The 18,368-nt window shown below is 62.1% G+C and carries 27 protein-coding genes; 2 read left to right on the forward strand and 25 right to left on the reverse strand.

Annotated features, from left to right (window positions below; genetic code table 11):
- Positions 1-33: 33 nt before the first annotated feature.
- The 20 genes from rplO to rpsJ all read right to left on the reverse strand — a co-directional run bounded on the left by rplO (position 34) and on the right by rpsJ (position 10,266).
- Positions 34-525, reverse strand: a complete 492-nt coding sequence (rplO, locus tag LDO15_RS16600) for a 50S ribosomal protein L15 (RefSeq protein WP_091563112.1) — start codon at positions 523-525, stop codon at positions 34-36.
- Positions 526-732 carry a 50S ribosomal protein L30 gene (gene rpmD, locus LDO15_RS16605; RefSeq protein WP_160664304.1) on the reverse strand — a complete coding sequence of 69 codons (207 nt, stop codon included), beginning with the start codon at positions 730-732 and terminating at the stop codon, positions 526-528.
- A gap of 3 nt (positions 733-735) precedes the next feature.
- Positions 736-1,416, reverse strand: a complete 681-nt coding sequence (rpsE, locus tag LDO15_RS16610; protein ID WP_173403037.1) for a 30S ribosomal protein S5 — start codon at positions 1,414-1,416, stop codon at positions 736-738.
- 26 nt (positions 1,417-1,442) lie between these two features.
- A complete protein-coding gene (gene rplR / locus LDO15_RS16615; protein ID WP_223980214.1) occupies positions 1,443-1,826 on the reverse strand; it encodes a 50S ribosomal protein L18 in 384 nt (127 codons plus the stop codon).
- A gap of 2 nt (positions 1,827-1,828) precedes the next feature.
- Positions 1,829-2,365 (reverse strand): 50S ribosomal protein L6, encoded by a 537-nt coding sequence (gene rplF, locus LDO15_RS16620; RefSeq protein ID WP_120951143.1) that lies wholly within the window; start codon positions 2,363-2,365, stop codon positions 1,829-1,831.
- Positions 2,366-2,383: 18 nt separating this feature from the next.
- Positions 2,384-2,782, reverse strand: a complete 399-nt coding sequence (rpsH, locus tag LDO15_RS16625; RefSeq protein WP_018773673.1) for a 30S ribosomal protein S8 — start codon at positions 2,780-2,782, stop codon at positions 2,384-2,386.
- Between the two features lie 96 nt (positions 2,783-2,878).
- On the reverse strand, positions 2,879-3,460 hold the full coding sequence (rplE, locus tag LDO15_RS16630; RefSeq protein WP_018773672.1) for a 50S ribosomal protein L5: 582 nt from the start codon (positions 3,458-3,460) through the stop codon (positions 2,879-2,881).
- Complete coding sequence (gene rplX, locus LDO15_RS16635) at positions 3,460-3,819, reverse strand: 50S ribosomal protein L24 (RefSeq protein ID WP_024366125.1); 360 nt, start codon at positions 3,817-3,819, stop codon at positions 3,460-3,462. Before rplX ends, rplE begins: the two co-directional genes overlap by 1 nt.
- Positions 3,820-3,822: 3 nt before the next feature.
- Positions 3,823-4,191, reverse strand: a complete 369-nt coding sequence (rplN, locus tag LDO15_RS16640) for a 50S ribosomal protein L14 (protein ID WP_003803789.1) — start codon at positions 4,189-4,191, stop codon at positions 3,823-3,825.
- A gap of 716 nt (positions 4,192-4,907) precedes the next feature.
- The gene (gene rpsQ / locus LDO15_RS16645; protein ID WP_223980215.1) at positions 4,908-5,216 is read right to left on the reverse strand and encodes a 30S ribosomal protein S17; all 309 of its coding nucleotides are present in this window, start codon (positions 5,214-5,216) and stop codon (positions 4,908-4,910) included.
- Positions 5,213-5,542, reverse strand: coding sequence for a 50S ribosomal protein L29 (gene rpmC, locus LDO15_RS23480; RefSeq protein ID WP_056425235.1), 330 nt, complete (start codon positions 5,540-5,542; stop codon positions 5,213-5,215). The genes rpsQ and rpmC overlap by 4 nt, the downstream gene beginning before the upstream one ends.
- A gap of 2 nt (positions 5,543-5,544) precedes the next feature.
- Complete coding sequence (gene rplP / locus LDO15_RS16655; protein WP_018773668.1) at positions 5,545-5,961, reverse strand: 50S ribosomal protein L16; 417 nt, start codon at positions 5,959-5,961, stop codon at positions 5,545-5,547.
- Positions 5,962-6,795, reverse strand: coding sequence for a 30S ribosomal protein S3 (gene rpsC, locus LDO15_RS16660; protein WP_223980216.1), 834 nt, complete (start codon positions 6,793-6,795; stop codon positions 5,962-5,964).
- Positions 6,796-7,161, reverse strand: coding sequence for a 50S ribosomal protein L22 (gene rplV, locus LDO15_RS16665; RefSeq protein WP_003803798.1), 366 nt, complete (start codon positions 7,159-7,161; stop codon positions 6,796-6,798).
- Between the two features lie 38 nt (positions 7,162-7,199).
- The gene (gene rpsS, locus LDO15_RS16670; protein ID WP_018773666.1) at positions 7,200-7,481 is read right to left on the reverse strand and encodes a 30S ribosomal protein S19; all 282 of its coding nucleotides are present in this window, start codon (positions 7,479-7,481) and stop codon (positions 7,200-7,202) included.
- A 12-nt stretch (positions 7,482-7,493) separates the two neighbouring features.
- Positions 7,494-8,333 carry a 50S ribosomal protein L2 gene (gene rplB, locus LDO15_RS16675; RefSeq protein WP_026266473.1) on the reverse strand — a complete coding sequence of 280 codons (840 nt, stop codon included), beginning with the start codon at positions 8,331-8,333 and terminating at the stop codon, positions 7,494-7,496.
- A 29-nt stretch (positions 8,334-8,362) separates the two neighbouring features.
- Positions 8,363-8,668, reverse strand: coding sequence for a 50S ribosomal protein L23 (gene rplW / locus LDO15_RS16680; RefSeq protein WP_018773664.1), 306 nt, complete (start codon positions 8,666-8,668; stop codon positions 8,363-8,365).
- Positions 8,665-9,285, reverse strand: coding sequence for a 50S ribosomal protein L4 (rplD, locus tag LDO15_RS16685; RefSeq protein ID WP_090575302.1), 621 nt, complete (start codon positions 9,283-9,285; stop codon positions 8,665-8,667). The genes rplW and rplD overlap by 4 nt, the downstream gene beginning before the upstream one ends.
- 4 nt (positions 9,286-9,289) lie before the next feature.
- Positions 9,290-9,940, reverse strand: a complete 651-nt coding sequence (rplC, locus tag LDO15_RS16690) for a 50S ribosomal protein L3 (protein WP_024366134.1) — start codon at positions 9,938-9,940, stop codon at positions 9,290-9,292.
- Between the two features lie 17 nt (positions 9,941-9,957).
- Positions 9,958-10,266 (reverse strand): 30S ribosomal protein S10, encoded by a 309-nt coding sequence (rpsJ, locus tag LDO15_RS16695; protein ID WP_003803825.1) that lies wholly within the window; start codon positions 10,264-10,266, stop codon positions 9,958-9,960.
- A 396-nt stretch (positions 10,267-10,662) separates the two neighbouring features.
- Between rpsJ and LDO15_RS16700 the strand changes: the two genes are divergently transcribed.
- Together LDO15_RS16700 and LDO15_RS16705 are read left to right on the forward strand one after the other, a co-directional pair.
- A complete protein-coding gene (locus tag LDO15_RS16700) occupies positions 10,663-12,096 on the forward strand; it encodes a GH1 family beta-glucosidase (RefSeq protein ID WP_223980217.1) in 1,434 nt (477 codons plus the stop codon).
- Between the two features lie 125 nt (positions 12,097-12,221).
- Entirely contained in the window at positions 12,222-13,187 is a 966-nt protein-coding gene (locus LDO15_RS16705) for a hypothetical protein (protein ID WP_223980218.1), read from the forward strand.
- A 55-nt stretch (positions 13,188-13,242) separates the two neighbouring features.
- On the opposite strand, the gene LDO15_RS23410 is transcribed toward LDO15_RS16705, so the two are convergent.
- The 5 genes from LDO15_RS23410 to rpsL form a co-directional block, all read right to left on the reverse strand.
- Positions 13,243-13,368 carry a hypothetical protein gene (locus LDO15_RS23410; protein ID WP_263428236.1) on the reverse strand — a complete coding sequence of 42 codons (126 nt, stop codon included), beginning with the start codon at positions 13,366-13,368 and terminating at the stop codon, positions 13,243-13,245.
- A 130-nt stretch (positions 13,369-13,498) separates the two neighbouring features.
- Positions 13,499-14,689 carry an elongation factor Tu gene (tuf, locus tag LDO15_RS16710; RefSeq protein WP_223980220.1) on the reverse strand — a complete coding sequence of 397 codons (1,191 nt, stop codon included), beginning with the start codon at positions 14,687-14,689 and terminating at the stop codon, positions 13,499-13,501.
- A 264-nt stretch (positions 14,690-14,953) separates the two neighbouring features.
- Positions 14,954-17,068 (reverse strand): elongation factor G, encoded by a 2,115-nt coding sequence (gene fusA, locus LDO15_RS16715; protein WP_223980222.1) that lies wholly within the window; start codon positions 17,066-17,068, stop codon positions 14,954-14,956.
- 69 nt (positions 17,069-17,137) lie between these two features.
- Complete coding sequence (gene rpsG / locus LDO15_RS16720) at positions 17,138-17,608, reverse strand: 30S ribosomal protein S7 (RefSeq protein WP_011692813.1); 471 nt, start codon at positions 17,606-17,608, stop codon at positions 17,138-17,140.
- Position 17,609: 1 nt separating this feature from the next.
- Positions 17,610-17,984, reverse strand: coding sequence for a 30S ribosomal protein S12 (gene rpsL, locus LDO15_RS16725; RefSeq protein WP_018773658.1), 375 nt, complete (start codon positions 17,982-17,984; stop codon positions 17,610-17,612).
- Between the last annotated feature and the right edge of the window lie 384 nt (positions 17,985-18,368).

Here is an 18,368-nt window from a genome sequence, read left to right on the forward strand (position 1 = left end):
TTTGAACAACGGGCAGATGCCCCGCCGCCTCGGTTAGAGGGCGGTGGTGCTTCCGCCTGCTGCGGCAATCTTTTCTGCGGCGCTGGCCGAGAATGCGTGGACGGTGACGTCAACCTTGACGGTGATGTCGCCGGTGCCCAGCACCTTAACGGGCTGGTTCTTGCGAACGGCACCCTTTTCGACCAGGTTCTCGACGGTGACTGCGCCACCTTCCGGGAACAGCTCGTTGAGCTTGTCCAGGTTTACAACCTGGTACTCAACCCGGAACGGGTTCTTGAAGCCGCGCAGCTTCGGCAGGCGCATGTGCAGCGGCAGCTGGCCGCCGGCAAAGCCAGCCTTGATCTGGTAGCGGGCCTTCGTACCCTTGGTACCGCGACCGGCGGTCTTACCCTTGGAGCCTTCACCACGACCAACACGGGTCTTGGCGGTCTTGGCACCCGGGGCGGGACGCAGGTGGTGAACCTTCAGTGCGTTCTGCTTCTCAGCGGCGCCCTGTGCCTTTTCGGCGGTGTTCTTCTCGGCCATTTACTTCGCCTCCTCTACCTTTACCAGGTGCGGAACCGTGTTGAGCATTCCAACGGTCACGGCGTCGGCGGTGCGGACAACGGTGTGTCCAATCCGCTTCAGGCCGAGGGACCGAAGGGTGTCGCGCTGGTTCTGCTTGCCGCCAATGGCGGACTTGATCTGAGTGATCTCCAACTGAGCGTCGGAAACAAGCACGTTCTTAGCCATAACTCAGACACCTGCCTTCTGGTTCAGGAGCGCCTTCACCATTGCCGGCGGAGCGATCTCGTCGAGCGGGAGGCCGCGGCGTGCTGCCACTGCTGCCGGCTCTTCGAGGCGCTTCAGCGCATCAACGGTCGCGTGAACGATGTTGATGGCGTTGGAAGATCCGAGCGACTTGGAGAGGATGTCGTGGATGCCCACGCACTCCAGTACTGCACGGACCGGACCGCCGGCGATAACACCGGTACCGGCGGAAGCCGGACGCAGCATGACGACGCCTGCGGCGGCTTCACCCTGAACGCGGTGCGGGATGGTGCTGCCGATGCGGGGAACGCGGAAGAAGGACTTCTTGGCCTCTTCAACGCCCTTCGCGATGGCGGCGGGAACTTCCTTGGCCTTGCCGTAGCCGACGCCGACCATACCGTTGCCGTCACCGACGACGACGAGGGCGGTGAAGCTGAAGCGACGACCACCCTTGACGACCTTGGAAACGCGGTTGATGGTTACGACGCGCTCTACGAACTGGCTCTTCTCGGCTTCGCGGCCGCCGTCACGGCCACCACGGCCGCCACGGTCGCCACGGCCCTGGCCGCGGTCGCCACGCTCGCCACGACGGGCGCCACCACGGCGGTCGTCAGTGGTAGCAGGCGCAGCGGTCTCAGTTGCCGGAGCAGCTACAGCTTCAGTCACCTGAATGTCCTTTTCGTTATTTTCGGTCACAGTGCCAGCCCACCTTCACGTGCGCCGTCAGCGACGGCGGCGATCCGGCCGTGGTACTTGTTACCACCGCGGTCGAAGACAACAGCTTCGATACCGGCAGCCTTGGCACGCTCGGCGACCAGTTCGCCAACGCGCTTGGCCTTGGCGGTCTTGTCACCGTCGAACGCACGAAGGTCAGCTTCCAACGTGGAGGCACTTGCCACGGTCAGGCCCTTGGTGTCATCGACAACCTGGACGAAGATGTGACGTGCGGAGCGGTTGACGACCAGACGCGGGCGTACAGCCGTACCGGAGATGCGCTTGCGGATACGAAGCTGGCGGCGGCTGCGCTGGGCAGACTTGCTCTTGTTCGTACGCTTCTTGTTAATTGCGATCGCCATGGTTACTTACCAGCCTTTCCGACCTTGCGGCGGATGACTTCGCCTGCGTAACGGATGCCCTTGCCCTTGTAGGGGTCCGGCTTCCGCAGCTTGCGAATGTTGGCAGCAACCTCGCCGACCTGCTGCTTGGAGATACCTGAAACAGAGAGCTTGGTCGGGGTCTCAACTGCAAAGGTGATGCCGTTCGGTGCCGAGACGTTGACCGGGTGGCTGTAGCCCAGAGCGAACTCCAGGTCAGAACCCTTGGCCTGGACGCGGTAACCAGTACCGACAATCTCAAGCTTCTTCTCGTAGCCTGCGGTGACACCCTGGATCATGTTGGCGATCAGGGTGCGGGTCAGGCCGTGCAGCGAACGTGAGGCGCGCTCGTCGTTCGGGCGGGCGACAGTCAGGGTGCCTTCTTCCAGGGAAACCTCGATCGGGCTGGGCACAGTGTGGCTCAGCTCGCCTTTGGAACCCTTGACGCTGACGACAGAGCCGTCAACCTTGACCTCAACGCCGGCAGGAACGGTGATGGGGAGACGTCCAATACGTGACATTATTCTCTTCCTTTCCCGTTACCAGACGTAAGCGAGGACTTCGCCGCCCACGCCCTTCTTGCCGGCCTGCTTGTCAGTCAAGAGGCCGGAAGAGGTGGACAGGATTGCGACACCCAGGCCACCGAGCACGTGCGGCAGGTTGGTGGACTTTGCGTAAACGCGCAGTCCCGGCTTGGAAATACGACGAACGCCAGCGATTGAACGCTCGCGGTTCGGACCGAACTTGAGCTCGAGGGTCAGCTTCTTGCCAACCTCAGCGTCTTCTTCTTTCCAGGAGGCGATGTAACCTTCGGCCTTCAGGATGTCGGCAACGCGTGCCTTGAGCTTGCTGTACGGCATGGTCACGGAGTCGTGGTATGCCGAGTTAGCGTTGCGCAGACGCGTAAGCATGTCTGCGACGGGATCTGTCATTGTCATGTGGGCTCTTGCCCTTCCTCATAACGGTTTCCGCCGTGCTGGACTCGCCGAAAAATACTTCGGAATCAGCGCGGACGGACCTTTTACGTAGCTAGATTAGTCTTCGGTCTTGAACGGGAAGCCAAGCGCCTTGAGCAGCGCGCGGCCTTCGTCGTCGGTCTTGGCAGTGGTCACGACGGTGATGTCCATGCCGCGAACGCGGTCGATGGAATCCTGGTCGATCTCGTGGAACATAACCTGCTCGGTCAGACCGAAGGTGTAGTTGCCGTTGCCATCGAACTGCTTGCCGCTGAGGCCACGGAAGTCACGGATACGCGGCAGAGCCAGCGTGACCAGACGGTCCAGGAATTCCCACATGCGGTCCCCACGCAGAGTCGCGTGTGCACCGATCGGCATGCCTTCGCGCAGCTTGAACTGTGCGATCGACTTGCGGGCCTTGGTTACCTGCGGCTTCTGGCCGGTGATCAGGGTCAGATCGCGGACAGCGCCGTCGATCAGCTTGGAGTCCTTGGCGGCATCTCCAACACCCATGTTCACAACGACCTTGACCAGGCGGGGAACCTGGTTGACGTTCTGGTACTTGAATTCCTCAGTCAGCGTGTTCTTGATGGAATCGGCGTACTTGGTCTTCAGACGAGGAACGATCTTGCTTGCCGGAGTCTCGAGAGTCTCAGTCATTAGATGTCCTTCCCTGAGCTCTTGGCCACGCGGACGCGCACTTCACGCTTCACGCCATCGCGCTCAACGGTCTCGGTGCGGAAACCGACGCGGGTGGGCTTCTTGGTGGACGGGTCAACCAGAGCCACGTTGGAGATGTGGATCGAAGCCTCGACGACCTCGATGCCACCGGTCTTGGTGCCGCGCTGCGACTGACCGACCTTGGTGTGCTTGGTTACGCGGTTAATGCCTTCAACCAACACGCGGTTGGTCTCCGGGAATACGCGCAGAACCTTGCCCTGCTTGCCCTTGTCGCCGCCGCGCTCAGCCTTGGCGCCAGTGATGACCTGAACGAGGTCACCCTTTTTGATCTTAGCCATGGACTAGAGCACCTCCGGAGCCAGAGAAACGATCTTCATGAACTTCTTGTCGCGAAGTTCACGACCAACCGGTCCGAAGATACGGGTACCGCGGGGGTCACCGTCGTTCTTCAGGATGACGGCTGCGTTCTCGTCAAACTTGATGTAGGAACCATCCGCACGGCGGCGTTCCTTCTTGGTACGGACGATGACAGCCTTGACGACGTCGCCCTTCTTTACGTTGCCGCCCGGAATTGCGTCCTTGACGGTAGCGACGATTACGTCGCCAATGCCTGCGTAGCGACGGCCAGATCCACCGAGAACGCGAATGGTAAGGATTTCCTTAGCACCCGTGTTGTCGGCGACCTTGAGTCGCGACTCCTGCTGAATCACTATTTACTCCTTGCGTCGCGCTGGTTCTCAGACCGAAAATCTTCCTACGGAATGAGCCTTGCGGAACGGTTGATCGGGGTGTCTCTTGACCTGCCTGGATTTTGCCAGACCAGGCCTAAACTCCCGTGCCAAAAACATTTGCTTCCCAAGCGGATTCCGACGAATCGGGGCGCAAGGGGGCACTATGCCGTGGCACGATTGTTTACGAGGTTGATGACGGCGCGCAAAAGGCGCCATACAAACTCAAAATCTTAGCACGCTTTGGGCGTATCCCCATATCACAGCTAAGGTGTCCCGGCACAGCACGTGCCCGCGTGGCACCGTCCGGACGGCACCGGGCAGACCTGGGTAACACAGGGCGCCCGGTCCAGGTGAACACAGGCCACCGCGGTCCAGGTGAACACAGGCCACCGCGGTCCAGGCACCTCACAGCCCGGCACCTTACAGGCAGGCACAGGGCAGGCACCTCACAGGCCGGCAGCGCCCGACGGCGTCACGCAGGACAATCTTTCGGCCCGCCTGCCGCCGCCCTCCCCGGAAACCCGGCCCGCCGGCGTCGTAGGCGTGCTGAAGCCCGGCACGGCGTGACGCTCGGCCGCCCCCGCCCGGCTACTCCCAACTCCCCCGGCCCCGGCCAACCCGGAAACGGAGAAACCCCCGCTCCCAAAGGGAACGGGGGTTTCTCGACTGCAGCCGCCGAGGCGGAAGTGCAGGTGCTACTTGGCCTTTTCGAGGATCTCGACCAGACGCCACCGCTTGGTAGCGGACAGCGGGCGGGTCTCGGCGAGGAGCACGAGGTCGCCGATGCCGGCGCTGTTCTCTTCGTCGTGAGCCTTGATGCGGGCGTTGCGGCGGATGACCTTGCCGTAGAGGGCGTGCTTCACGCGGTCTTCGACCTGGACAACGATGGTCTTTTCCATCTTGTCCGAGACGACGTAGCCGCGCTTCGTCTTACGGTAACCGCGCTCGTCAGCCTTGGCTGCGCCGGAAACAGTTTCCGTCACGTTCTCGTCCTTTTCACTCACTTGGCGTCCTCCTCGGTGTCAACCGTCTCGGCCTTTTCGGCCTTCTTGGTTGCAGCCTTCTTGGACTTCTTTTCTTCCTTGGCTTCCACAACCGGTGCGGCAACCTCGGCACGAATGCCCAGCTCGCGCTCACGGAGAACGGTGTAGATGCGGGCGATGTCCTTCTTTACCGCGCGCAGACGACCGTGGTTCTCCAGCTGACCGGTGGCGGACTGGAAACGCAGGTTGAACAGCTCTTCCTTGGCCTTGCGGAGTTCTTCAACGAGACGCTCGTTGTCGAAACCGTCCAGCTGTGCGGATGCAAGTTCCTTGGATCCTACTGCCATTTCTACTCACCACCTTCGCGACGCACAATGCGTGCCTTCAACGGCAGCTTGTGGATTGCCAGGCGCAGGGCCTCGCGAGCTACCTCTTCACTGACACCGGAGAGTTCGAAGAGAACCCGGCCCGGCTTGACGTTTGAGACCCACCATTCCGGAGAACCCTTACCGGAACCCATGCGGGTTTCGGCCGGCTTCTTCGTCAGCGGACGGTCCGGGTAAATGTTGATCCAGACCTTACCGCCACGCTTGATGTGGCGGGTCATCGCGATACGGGCAGATTCGATCTGACGGTTCGTGACGTAGGCCGGGCTCAGAGCCTGGATGCCCCACTCACCGAAGGAGACCTGGGTGCCGCCCGTGGCAGCGCCGGAACGACCCGGGTGGTGCTGCTTACGGTGCTTGACTCGACGTGGGATAAGCATTTAAGCCTGTCCTCCTTCTACTGCCGGAGCAGCAGCTTCAGCGGCCGGAGCCTCTGCAGCAGGAGCTGCTTCGGCGGCCGGACGGTCAGTACGACGGCGGCGGTCACCACGGTCAGCGCCACCCGGGCGGCCCGGGCGGTCGCCGGCACCACGGCCGCGGGACGGAGCAGCAGCTGCCTGCTGAGCCAGTTCCTTGGCGGTGACGTCGCCCTTGTAGATCCAGACCTTCACGCCGATGCGGCCGAAGGTGGTCTTGGCCTCGTAGAAGCCGTAGTCGATGTTCGCACGCAGGGTGTGCAGGGGCACACGGCCTTCGCGGTAGAACTCCGAGCGGGACATTTCAGCGCCGCCCAGTCGACCCGAGCAAGCGATACGGATGCCCTTGGCACCAGCACGCTGCGCGGACTGCATGGCCTTCTTCATCGCACGGCGGAAGGCCACGCGGGAAGTCAGCTGCTCAGCAACGCCCTGGGCAACAAGCTGCGCTTCCATCTCGGGGTTCTTGACCTCGAGGATGTTCAGCTGAACCTGCTTGCCCGTGAGCTTCTCAAGCTCGCCGCGGATGCGGTCTGCTTCAGCGCCGCGGCGGCCGATGACGATGCCCGGACGTGCCGTGTGGATATCCACGCGGACACGGTCGCGGGTGCGCTCGATTTCGACCTTGGCGATACCGGCGCGCTCCATGCCCGTGGACATGAGCTGGCGGATGCGGATGTCTTCGCGAACGAAGTCCTTGTACCGCTGGCCGGCCTTGGTGCTGTCAGCAAACCAGTGCGATACGTGATCGGTGGTGATGCCGAGTCGGAACCCGTGCGGGTTAACTTTCTGTCCCACTTAGCGAGCCTCCTCTTTCTCCGGGGTAGCGACTACCACGGTGATGTGGCTCGTGCGCTTCTTGATCTGAAATGCACGACCCTGGGCTCGCGGCTGGAACCGCTTCATGGTCGGGCCTTCATCAACAAACGCTTCGCTGATGATGAGGTCACCTTCGTCAAACGCCACGCCGTCGCGGTCCGCGAGGACCCGGGCGTTGGAGATTGCCGACTGAACTACCTTGAATACCGGCTCCGAAGCTGCCTGGGGGGCAAACTTCAGAATTGCCAGAGCCTCATTCGCTTGCTTACCACGAACAAGGTTGACGACGCGCCGGGCCTTCATAGGCGTTACGCGGATGTGACGCGCAATTGCCTTGGCTTCCATTGCTTTCCTTCTCTCGTCTTTGACGTAAGTGCAGGCGCCTAGCGGCGCTTGCCCTTACGGTCGTCCTTGACATGGCCGCGGAATGTCCGCGTGGGAGCGAATTCGCCGAGCTTGTGCCCGACCATCGACTCAGTGACAAACACGGGGATGTGCTTGCGTCCGTCGTGTACGGCGATCGTGTGGCCGAGCATGTCGGGGACGATCATCGAACGGCGGGACCAGGTCTTGATGACGTTCTTGGTGCCCTTTTCGTTTTCCCTGGCTACCTTTACAAAGAGGTGCTGGTCAACGAAAGGACCTTTTTTCAGGCTGCGTGGCATGTGTCCAGGCTCCTATCGCTTGTTCTTGCCAGTACGACGGCGACGAACAATAAGCTTGTCGCTCTCTTTGTTGGGACGGCGGGTGCGGCCTTCGCGCTTACCGTTCGGGTTGACGGGGTGACGTCCACCGGACGTCTTACCCTCGCCACCACCGTGGGGGTGGTCAACCGGGTTCATGGCGACACCACGGACGGTCGGGCGAACGCCCTTCCAGCGCATACGGCCGGCCTTGCCCCAGTTGATGTTCGACTGCTCGGCGTTGCCGACCTCGCCGACGGTTGCGCGGCAGCGCACGTCAACGTTGCGGATTTCGCCGGAAGGCAGACGCAGCTGGGCGAAACGGCCTTCCTTTGCAACGAGCTGGATCGATGCGCCGGCGGAGCGGCCCATCTTGGCGCCGCCACCCGGACGCAGTTCGACTGCGTGGATTACGGTACCAACCGGGATGTTGCGCAGCGGAAGGTTGTTGCCGGGCTTGATGTCAGCGTCGGCGCCGGCCTCTACGAAGTCGCCCTGGGACAGCTTGTTCGGGGCGATGATGTAACGCTTGGTGCCATCAACGTAGTGCAGGAGGGCGATCCGAGCCGTGCGGTTCGGGTCGTACTCGATTTCGGCAACGCGGGCGTTGACGCCGTCCTTGTCGTGGCGACGGAAGTCGATCAGACGGTACTGGCGCTTGTGTCCACCACCCTTGTGACGGGTCGTGATCTTACCGGAGTTGTTACGGCCACCCTTTTTCGGGAGGGGACGTACCAACGACTTTTCCGGCGTCGACCGCGTGATTTCAGTGAAGTCCGCTACGCTCGAGCCACGACGGCCCGGGGTAGTCGGCTTGTATTTACGGATTCCCATAATTTATTTCCTCGTTAAAGTGGTCTCCGCTATGAAAGCGGACCGCCGAAGATGTCGATAGTGCCTTCTTTGAGGCTCACAATGGCACGCTTGGTGTTCTTGCGGGTTCCCCAGCCGAATTTGGTGCGCTTGCGCTTACCGGCACGGTTGATGGTGTTGATCGATTCGACCTTGACGGAGAAAATCTTCTCCACGGCCAGCTTGATCTCGGTCTTGTTCGAGCGGGGGTCCACCAGGAAGGTGTACTTGCCCTCATCGATCAGGCCGTAGCTCTTTTCCGAAACGACGGGTGCAAGCACGACGTCGCGCGGGTCTTTGATGGTGGCTGCGCTCACTTGGCATCCTCCTCGTTCTTTGCAACCTTGTCAGCAACGAATGCTTCGTAGGCAGCCTTGGTGAAGACTACGTCGTCGGAAACGAGAACGTCGTAGGTGTTCAGCTGGTCTGCGTACAGAACGTGAACTTCCTCGAGGTTGCGCACGGACAGTGCAGCAACATCGTTGGCGCGCTCAATGACAACGAGCAGGTTCTTGCGCTCGGAGACTCCGCGCAGGGTTGCCAGTGCTTCCTTGGAGGACGGCTTGGAGCCGGCAACCAGGTCTGCAATGACGTGGACGCGGCCGTTGCGGGCGCGGTCCGAGAGTGCGCCACGCAGTGCAGCAGCAATCATCTTCTTGGGGGTGCGCTGGCTGTAGTCACGCGGCGTGGGGCCGTGGACAACGCCACCACCGGTCATGTGAGGAGCACGGATGGAACCCTGACGGGCGCGGCCGGTGCCCTTCTGCTTGAACGGCTTGCGACCTGCACCTGAAACCTCGGCGCGGGTCTTGGTCTTGTGGGTACCCTGGCGAGCAGCAGCGAGCTGGGCAACGACGACCTGGTGCAGCAGCGGCACGTTGGTCTGTACGTCGAAGATCTCTGCAGGCAGGTCAACCTTGACAGTGCTAGTCATTTAACTAGGCTCCCTTCACGGCGGTGCGTACGAGTACGACCTGGCCGCGGGCACCGGGAACGGCGCCCTTGATCAGGAGCAGCGACTTCTCGACGTCAACCGCGTGGACCGTGAGGTTCAGCGTGGTGTGACGAACGGCGCCCATGCGGCCGGCCATTTTCATGCCCTTGAAGACGCGGCTCGGGGTGGATGCGCCACCGATTGAACCGGGCTTACGGTGGTTCTTGTGGGCACCGTGGGAAGCTCCAACGCCGTGGAAGCCGTGACGCTTCATAACACCGGCGAAGCCCTTACCCTTGGTGGTGCCAACGACGTCGATCTTCTGGCCGGCTTCGAAGAGCTCTACGGAGAGCTCCTGGCCCAGCTCGTAAGAGTCAGCATCTGCGGTGCGCAGTTCTACGACGTGGCGGCGAGGCGTGACGCCTGCCTTTTCAAAGTGACCAGCCAGCGGCTTGGTGACCTTGCGGGGATCGATCTGGCCGTAGCCGATCTGAACGGCGACATAGCCATCAGTGTCTGCATTGCGCAGCTGCGTGATGACGTTCGAGTCAGCCTGGACCACAGTGACGGGGATGAGCTTGTTGTTCTCGTCCCAGACCTGGGTCATGCCGAGCTTCGTGCCCAGCAGGCCCTTTACGTTACGGGTTGCGGTCATAGTCTCTCAGCACCTCCCTACAGCTTGATTTCGATGTTCACGTCGGCCGGCAGGTCGAGACGCATAAGCGAGTCAACAGCCTTGGGCGTGGGGTCGATGATGTCGATCAGACGCTTGTGCGTGCGCATTTCGAAGTGCTCGCGGCTGTCCTTGTACTTGTGGGGAGAGCGAATAACGCAGTAAACGTTCTTCTCCGTCGGCAGCGGCACGGGGCCAACTACCGTAGCGCCTGCGCGCGTGACCGTCTCAACGATCTTCCGTGCTGATACGTCAATGACCTCGTGGTCGTATGACTTCAGCCGGATGCGGATTTTTTGTCCCGCCATGTCGCCTGACTCTCTTTCAGTAAATGCTGCTCTGTTTACTTGCCTGTTGTATGTGGCTGCCGAAGCATTTGAAGTCGTGACTACCACCCGCCGCACAAGCTGAATCCGGAATAATCCGGGTTCCTCAACCTGCCGGCGTAACCGACCCCCGCGGTCGGGCGTGTCGCATGTTTTCACACAAACGAGTCCGCAATTCCATGGGGAGTGGGTTATGTTTGGTCTCTCACCTGGACCCTGACACCCGGCATTATCCGGATCGGGACGCGAAAGAGCGCTTGAACAACTCATCTAGTATGCCGGAATTTGCGGGCAGAAGCGAATCAGGTCTCTGCACAGTAGTGCGATCACTGCCGTGCAGACATTGTCCTGCATCACCGTCGAATGGATGATAGGGGCATGACTGTGCAGGATTCTGTAGCAGTTCAGGCCCTCGCTGCACGCCTGAGCCCCGGATTCACCCTGGGAGTAGCCTCTGCCGCCTTCCAGATTGAGGGCAACCTCACGGCCGGCGGCCGCGGGCCCTCCGGTTGGGACGCCTTCGCCGAAAAGCCCGGGAACATCCTGCACGGACACTCCCCCGCCGTCGCCTGCGACCACTATAACCGCGCCGAGGAAGACATCGGGCTCATGCGCGGTCTCGGGATCGACTCCTACCGGTTTTCGATCTCCTGGCCGCGGGTCCAGCCCGGGGGCACCGGCCGCTTCAACGCCGCGGGCCTGGACTTCTACGACCGGCTGATCGACCAGCTTCTCGCCGCCGGCATCTCCCCCATGGCCACCCTGTATCACTGGGACACGCCGCTCCCCCTCGAGCACCGGGGCGGCTGGATGAACCGCACGACGGCGGAGCGGTTCGCCGAGTACAGCGCGGCCGCGGCCAAACGGTTCGGCGATCGTGTGGCACAGTGGGTGACGCTGAACGAGCCCGCCTCGGTCACCCTCAATGGCTACGCGCTGGGCACCCATGCGCCCGGCCACGGCCTGCTATTCGATGCCCTGCCATCGGTGCATCATCAGCTCCTGGGCCATGGCCTGGCCGTGCAGGCGCTGCGGGCGGAAGGCGTCACGGGCGCCGTCGGCGTCACCAACCTGCACTCTCCGGTCCGCCCCGCGTCCGGCTCGGTCACCGACCGGCTGCTCTCAAGGGTGTTCGACCTCATGCTGAACCGGCTCTACGCGGATCCGATCCTCCTGGGCCGCTTTCCCAGGCCGCCGCTGATTGCCCGGCCGTGGTTTCGTTCGCTGAGGAGCATCCCGGATGCCGACCTGGCCACCATCCACCAGCCGCTGGATTTCTACGGCCTGAACTACTACTACCCCGTGAAAGTTGCCACCGGGCGCGGCGGCGACAGCCCCTCCGGACCAGCGGAGGCGATGCTGAAGGTGCCGTTCCACCTTGCCGGGTTTCCGGAGTACGAGCTCACGGGATTCGGCTGGCCCGTGGCGCCAGACCATCTGGGCGTCCTGCTGCGCGAGCTGAAGGACAGGTACGGCGCAGCGCTGCCGCCGCTCTACATCACCGAGAGCGGGGCAAGCTTCCCCGAACCGGACCATGTCACCGGCCCCGTGCCCGACTCCGGGCGGATCAACTACCTCGCCGCGCATCTCAGTCAGGCCGTGGAGGCCACGTCCGCCGGAGGCATCGCCCACGACGTCGATCTGCTCGGCTACTACGTCTGGACGCTCATGGACAACTTCGAATGGGCGGCCGGGTACTCCCAGCGCTTCGGCCTGGTACATGTGGATTTCGAGACCCTTCAGCGCACGCCGAAGGAGTCGTACTACTGGTACCAGGCCCTCGCCCGGGCCAGGCGGCCCCGGAGCGCGTAGGCGCTCCGGCGGGCCGGTTCGAGAGGTTTCCTCGAATATTGGCAATGGAATGGGGTATGTTCGCCGAAGAGCGGTAGCCCGCGTGATCGAACCAGGAAGTCGAGGACGCCGGGTGGGGCGACCACGTGTTCACCGCGAGCGTCTCGGACTCCGACGCCGGACCGGTGGCGCTGAAGAGCAGGGCCGGCCCCGAGGAGGGGGTCCGCGCCTGGCCGGAGGCCTTCGCCCGGCACTTGCAGACCCAGGGGATGTCCGGGAGGGTCACCGCCGCACCGCACGTATTTTTCCCGGAGTGGCTGAGCGGCTCAGTCGAGCTGCCGCGGCAGCTCACGGGATTTGTGTCCTACCAGACCAACGATCTGGCGCTGCTGGACGCAAACGAACAGCGGCGTGCCTGGCATGTCCCGGCCGCCCTGACGGCGAAGATCGCCGATGCCGCCACGGTGTGGGGTCGCTTCAACAGCGCCGACGTCTACCTGCTGCGCAACATCCACCAGACCCGCACGAAGAACCCCGACGTCGGACCTGCACTGGCGGACGCTGCCGCGAAATTCTCCCTAGCTCGTGTGACCTACCTGCGGTCACAGCCCCGCCGGGTGGTCTGGGCATCGCCGGGCACCCTGGGCCGGGCCTGCTATGGAGTCATGGATAACACGACTTCCTGGCAGGACTGGCTGGCCCAGGTTGTCCAGGCCATGGTCGCGTTCCCCGGGGACACCGATCTGGCCTTTGTACAGCACGGCAACGCTCTTGACGTCGACTGGAGCGAGCTCGACGCCGGCAGGCCCCTGCTGCCCTATGTGAAGGAATACCAGGTCCGTTACAACAGGCATCTGAACGGGCAGTACATCCCCGACGCGCACGGGCTGCTGCTCCTCACCGATGCCCATCTGGCCCGAGCGAACCACCTCTCCGACTGGATCATCGAACCCCTCGGCGCAGGAAAACACCTCGTGCAGGCCAAAGACCTGGAGCCCTGGTACGCCAGCATCGACCCGGACCCGGCAACACTCGCGAAAGCGCGCGCCGACTTCGGAGGCATGCTCCTCACCCCTGAGATCATCGCGGCCAACCCGCCACCCTGGTCCTGATGAGATAGTGGCAGACGGTTTCGCGGCTGAGTCCCGACTCGCGGCCGGGCCACCCCTACTGGTTACGGTTTGCGCGGTTGATGCGCTTGGCGCGCTCGATCTCCTGGCGGAAGTGCTTCTTCGCCCAGAAGAACGCGACCGCTACCGCGACGACGAGTAGCAGAAAAATGAACCAGCCCATGGTGAGCTCCTTTCCCTCCTGCAAAGGTATCAGGAACTTAAAAGGAAACGGCCCCGCTGCAAACGCAGCGGGGCCGTTCCCTAGTTGTCCGTGGCCGTCAGCCGGCCAGGATAACCGTGATCAGCAAGTATTACTTGAGGATCTTGGTGACACGTCCCGAACCAACGGTGCGGCCGCCTTCGCGGATAGCAAAGCCGAGGCCCTCTTCCATGGCGATGGGCTGGATGAGCGCAACGGTCATCTCAGTGTTGTCGCCGGGCATAACCATTTCCGTGCCTTCCGGCAGGGTGATAACGCCGGTTACGTCCGTGGTGCGGAAGTAGAACTGCGGGCGGTAGTTGGAGTAGAACGGGTTGTGACGCCCGCCTTCGTCCTTGGAGAGGATGTAGACGTTAGCCTCGAAGTCGGTGTGCGGGGTGATGGAACCCGGCTTGACGACAACCTGGCCACGCTCGACATCGTCGCGCTTCAGACCGCGGAGCAGGAGGCCACAGTTCTCGCCGGCCCATGCTTCGTCGAGCTGCTTGTGGAACATCTCGATACCGGTAACCGTGGTCTTCTGGACCGGGCGGATGCCGACGATCTCGACCTCGGAGTTGATCGCGAGGGTTCCACGCTCGGCGCGGCCCGTAACAACGGTGCCACGGCCGGTGATCGTGAAGACGTCCTCGATCGGCATCAGGAAGGGCTTGTCGCGGTCACGAACCGGATCCGGCACGGAGTTGTCGACAGCTTCCATGAGGTCCTCGATGGACTTGACCCACTCCGGGTCGCCTTCCAGGGCCTTCAGGCCAGAAACGCGGATGACCGGAGCTTCGTCGCCATCGAAGCCCTGCGAGCTGAGCAGCTCACGAACTTCCATTTCGACGAGGTCGAGGAGTTCCTCGTCGTCAACCATGTCTGCCTTGTTCAGCGCGACCAGCAGGTAGGGAACACCAACCTGGCGGGCAAGCAGAACGTGCTCGCGGGTCTGAGCCATCGGGCCATCAGTGGCGGCAACCACGAGGATTGCACCGTCCATCTGAGCAGCGCCGGTGATCATGTTCTTGATGTAGTCAGCGTGACCCGGAGCGTCTACGTGTGCGTAGTGGCGCTTCTCGGTCTGGTACTCAACGTGGGAGATGTTGATGGTAATGCCGCGCTGACGCTCTTCGGGAGCAGAGTCAATCGACGCGAAGTCACGCTTCTCGTTGAGAGTCGGGTACTTGTCGTACAGCACCTTGGAAATGGCGGCCGTCAGCGTCGTCTTACCGTGGTCAACGTGACCAATGGTACCGATGTTAACGTGCGGCTTAGTCCGCTCGAACTTTGCCTTTGCCACAGGTTCCTCCTAGAACGTTTTCAAATGACTTACCCTTCGGCCGCGCTTGTCGCGGCAGAAACTCCAGTAAGTCTACTTGGGGGGCTTTGGATTGGTGAAATTGCAGATTCAGGTACTAATGCTAGTGCCTAGAGCCTGTTCGTGCAGGCGGCCGGGCCCGGCTTAGCCGGACTACAGCTGACCGGAGTCCGGCCGCCTGCACCAGATGAATCTCCGCTGGCGGAGACGCACCCGAGTTTTTGTTGCTGCGATGCGTCCTAAGGACTACTCGCCGCGGTTCTTCTGGATGATCTCGTCGGCAACTGCCTTCGGGACCTCGGCGTAGCTGTTGAACGTCATGGAGTACACAGCGCGGCCCTGGGTCTTCGAACGCAGGTCACCGATGTAGCCGAACATGCCGGACAGCGGGACGTGCGCGCGAATGACCTTGACGCCCTGGGCATCTTCCATGGACTGCATCTGGCCACGGCGGGAGTTGAGGTCACCGATAACTTCACCCATGTATTCCTCAGGGGTGCGGACCTCGACATCCATCAGCGGTTCGAGCAGAACAGGGTTCGCCTTGCGTGCGGCTTCCTTGAAAGCCATACGGCCGGCGATCTTGAACGCCATTTCCGAGGAGTCAACATCGTGGTAAGCGCCGTCAATCAGCGTCGCCTTGATGCCGACAACCGGGTAACCGGCCAGGACGCCGTCGTTGAGCGCATCCTGGATGCCGGCGTCGACCGACGGGATGTACTCGCGGGGAACGCGGCCACCGGTGACCTTGTTCTCGAACTCGTACAGCTCGCCACCTGAGGTGTCCAGCGGCTCGATCGCGATCTGGATCTTTGCGAACTGGCCGGAACCACCGGTCTGCTTCTTGTGCGTGTAGTCGTGACGCTCTACAGCACGCTTGATGGTTTCGCGGTAAGCAACCTGCGGCTTGCCAACGTTCGCCTCGACTTTGAATTCGCGGCGCATGCGGTCCACGAGGATGTCCAGGTGGAGCTCGCCCATGCCGGCGATGATGGTCTGGCCGGTGTCTTCGTTGAGGGAGACCTGGAAGGTCGGGTCCTCAGCGGAGAGCTTCTGGATAGCCGTGGAGAGCTTCTCCTGGTCACCCTTGGTGTTCGGCTCGATCGCAACCGAGATCACGGGCTCCGGGAAGCTCATGGACTCGAGGACGATCTGGTTGGCCGGATCGCACAAGGTGTCGCCCGTGGTGGTGTCCTTCAGGCCGATCGCTGCATAGATGTGGCCGGCGGTAGCGCCCTCGACGGGCATTTCCTTGTTGGCGTGCATCTGGAACAGCTTACCGATGCGCTCCTTCTTGCCCTTGGTGGAGTTGACCACCTGGGAGCCTGCTTCCACGTGACCGGAGTACACGCGGATGAAGGTGAGCTGGCCGAAGAACGGGTGCGCGGCGATCTTGAAGGCCAGTGCGGAGAACGGCTCTTCAGAGGAAGGCTTGCGGGTCAGTTCCTTCTCTTCGTCGCGGGGATCGTGACCGATCATCGGCGGGACGTCGAGCGGGTTCGGCAGGTAGTCAACCACTGCGTCAAGCATCGGCTGGACGCCGCGGTTCTTGAATGCGGAACCACAGAAGACCGGGTAGAGCTCGGAGTTGATCGTCATCTTGCGGATGCCGGCCTTGAGCTCATCGATGCTGATCTCTTCGCCTTCGAGGTACTTCTCCATGAGTTCCTCGGAAGCCTCGGCAACGGTCTCGACGAGCGTTGCACGGTATTCGTCGGCCTTCGCCTGGAGGTCAGCCGGGATCTCTCGGATCTCGTACTTGGCACCCATGGTGACGTCACCCTTGGCGTCGCCGGGCCAGACCAGCGCGCGCATGTAAAGGAGGTCGACGACGCCGATGAAGTCGTTCTCGGCGCCGATCGGCAGCTGCATGACGAGCGGCTTGGCACCGAGGCGGCTGATGATGGTGTCGACGGTGAAGTAGAAGTCAGCGCCGAGCTTGTCCATCTTGTTGACGAAGCAGATACGCGGAACGTTGTACTTGTCAGCCTGGCGCCAGACAGTCTCAGACTGCGGCTCCACGCCTTCCTTGCCGTCGAACACGGCAACTGCGCCGTCGAGGACGCGCAGGGACCGCTCAACCTCGACCGTGAAGTCAACGTGGCCGGGGGTGTCGATGATGTTGATCTGGTTGTTTTCCCAGAAGCAGGTCACGGCGGCAGACGTGATGGTGATGCCGCGTTCCTTTTCCTGTTCCATCCAGTCAGTCGTCGAAGCGCCGTCGTGCGTTTCGCCGATCTTGTGGTTCACACCCGTGTAGAACAGGATGCGCTCGGTAGTAGTGGTCTTGCCGGCATCGATGTGGGCCATGATGCCGATGTTGCGGACCTTGCTAAGGTCGGTAAGCACGTCCTGTGCCACGGTGTCTCCCTTTCGGATGGACTGCACGTTCGCCGCCGGCTCTCTCGAGCCGGCGGCGTCCGGGAAGTATTACCAGCGGTAGTGTGCGAAGGCCTTGTTGGACTCGGCCATCTTGTGGGTGTCTTCGCGACGCTTCACAGCGGCACCGAGACCGTTCGAGGCATCCAGGATTTCGTTCTGGAGGCGCTCGGTCATGGTCTTTTCGCGGCGGGCCTTGGAGTAGCCGACCAGCCAGCGGAGGGCGAGGGCCGTGGAACGACCCGGCTTGACCTCAACCGGAACCTGGTAGGTGGCGCCACCAACGCGGCGGGAGCGGACCTCAAGCGACGGCTTGACGTTCTCCATGGCCTTCTTGAGGGCTGCAACGGGGTCGCCGCCGGACTTGGCGCGAGCACCTTCGAGGGCACCGTAAACGATGCGCTCTGCGGTGGACTTCTTGCCGTCAACCAGCACCTTGTTGATCAGCTGGGTGACCAGCGGGGAGCCGTAAACGGGATCTAGAACTAGCGGCCGCTTGGGGGCCGGACCCTTGCGAGGCATATTACTTCTTCTCCATCTTTGCGCCGTAGCGGCTGCGAGCCTGCTTACGGTTCTTGACACCCTGGGTATCGAGGGCGCCACGGACGATCTTGTAGCGGACACCCGGAAGGTCCTTCACGCGGCCGCCGCGGACGAGCACAATGGAGTGCTCCTGCAGGTTGTGGCCTACACCGGGGATGTAAGCGGTGACTTCAATGCCACCGTTGAGGCGCACACGAGCAACCTTACGCAGAGCCGAGTTCGGCTTCTTCGGGGTCGTCGTGTAAACGCGGGTGCAAACACCGCGGCGCATGGGGCTGCCGTTAAGCGCGGGGGCCTTGGTCTTTTTGACCTTAGGCGTGCGGCCCTTGCGGACCAGCTGGTTAATCGTAGGCACTCTCGTGTTCTCCGTTTTATCCGGAACGGCCGTTGGCGGCCGCTCTCTTGTCGCTGCGCCTCGCCGCCCGAGCCGTGAAGTTCTCTCCAGAGCAGCTGAGGCGAAGCCTTAATAGTCGGACCGCACGCCGGGGTCCGAGGTCTTTCAACCTGAACTGCCCCTAGGCATGCGAAAATGTGGCATACGTTGCACAAGAACCCTGCAAACCGGAAACGTCGTCCTGGTCAAGCCTTCCAGCTACAAGCTGTCGAACTAAGACCGGCGCACTCATCCACTGCCACAATAACAATTAGTCTCAAGTCTAACACGGACCGCTCCCAGCCCTTAATCGGCGGGGTTTCCGGCCGATACGACTCGTCCCCCAAGCCGACACGGCACCGCCCT

Source organism: Arthrobacter sp. NicSoilB8, from assembly GCF_019977355.1.
In the GTDB taxonomy this organism is placed as follows: Bacteria; Actinomycetota; Actinomycetes; order Actinomycetales; family Micrococcaceae; genus Arthrobacter.

Bases quoted from the DNA above. Each gene is read 5' to 3' on its own strand.
- rplO (WP_091563112.1), bottom strand. From the start codon at position 525: ATGGCCGAGAAGAACACCGCCGAAAAGGCACAGGGCGCCGCTGAGAAG.
- rpmD (WP_160664304.1), bottom strand. From the start codon at position 732: ATGGCTAAGAACGTGCTTGTTTCCGACGCTCAGTTGGAGATCACTCAG.
- rplR (WP_223980214.1), bottom strand. From the start codon at position 1,826: ATGGCGATCGCAATTAACAAGAAGCGTACGAACAAGAGCAAGTCTGCC.
- rplF (WP_120951143.1), bottom strand. From the start codon at position 2,365: ATGTCACGTATTGGACGTCTCCCCATCACCGTTCCTGCCGGCGTTGAG.
- rpsH (WP_018773673.1), bottom strand. From the start codon at position 2,782: ATGACAATGACAGATCCCGTCGCAGACATGCTTACGCGTCTGCGCAAC.
- rplE (WP_018773672.1), bottom strand. From the start codon at position 3,460: ATGACTGAGACTCTCGAGACTCCGGCAAGCAAGATCGTTCCTCGTCTG.
- rplX (WP_024366125.1), bottom strand. From the start codon at position 3,819: ATGGCTAAGATCAAAAAGGGTGACCTCGTTCAGGTCATCACTGGCGCC.
- rpmC (WP_056425235.1), bottom strand. From the start codon at position 5,542: ATGGCAGTAGGATCCAAGGAACTTGCATCCGCACAGCTGGACGGTTTC.
- rplP (WP_018773668.1), bottom strand. From the start codon at position 5,961: ATGCTTATCCCACGTCGAGTCAAGCACCGTAAGCAGCACCACCCGGGT.
- rplV (WP_003803798.1), bottom strand. From the start codon at position 7,161: ATGGAAGCCAAGGCAATTGCGCGTCACATCCGCGTAACGCCTATGAAG.
- rpsS (WP_018773666.1), bottom strand. From the start codon at position 7,481: ATGCCACGCAGCCTGAAAAAAGGTCCTTTCGTTGACCAGCACCTCTTT.
- rplB (WP_026266473.1), bottom strand. From the start codon at position 8,333: ATGGGAATCCGTAAATACAAGCCGACTACCCCGGGCCGTCGTGGCTCG.
- rplD (WP_090575302.1), bottom strand. From the start codon at position 9,285: ATGACTAGCACTGTCAAGGTTGACCTGCCTGCAGAGATCTTCGACGTA.
- rplC (WP_024366134.1), bottom strand. From the start codon at position 9,940: ATGACCGCAACCCGTAACGTAAAGGGCCTGCTGGGCACGAAGCTCGGC.
- rpsJ (WP_003803825.1), bottom strand. From the start codon at position 10,266: ATGGCGGGACAAAAAATCCGCATCCGGCTGAAGTCATACGACCACGAG.
- LDO15_RS16700 (WP_223980217.1), top strand. From the start codon at position 10,663: ATGACTGTGCAGGATTCTGTAGCAGTTCAGGCCCTCGCTGCACGCCTG.
- LDO15_RS23410 (WP_263428236.1), bottom strand. From the start codon at position 13,368: ATGGGCTGGTTCATTTTTCTGCTACTCGTCGTCGCGGTAGCGGTCGCG.
- rpsG (WP_011692813.1), bottom strand. From the start codon at position 17,608: ATGCCTCGCAAGGGTCCGGCCCCCAAGCGGCCGCTAGTTCTAGATCCC.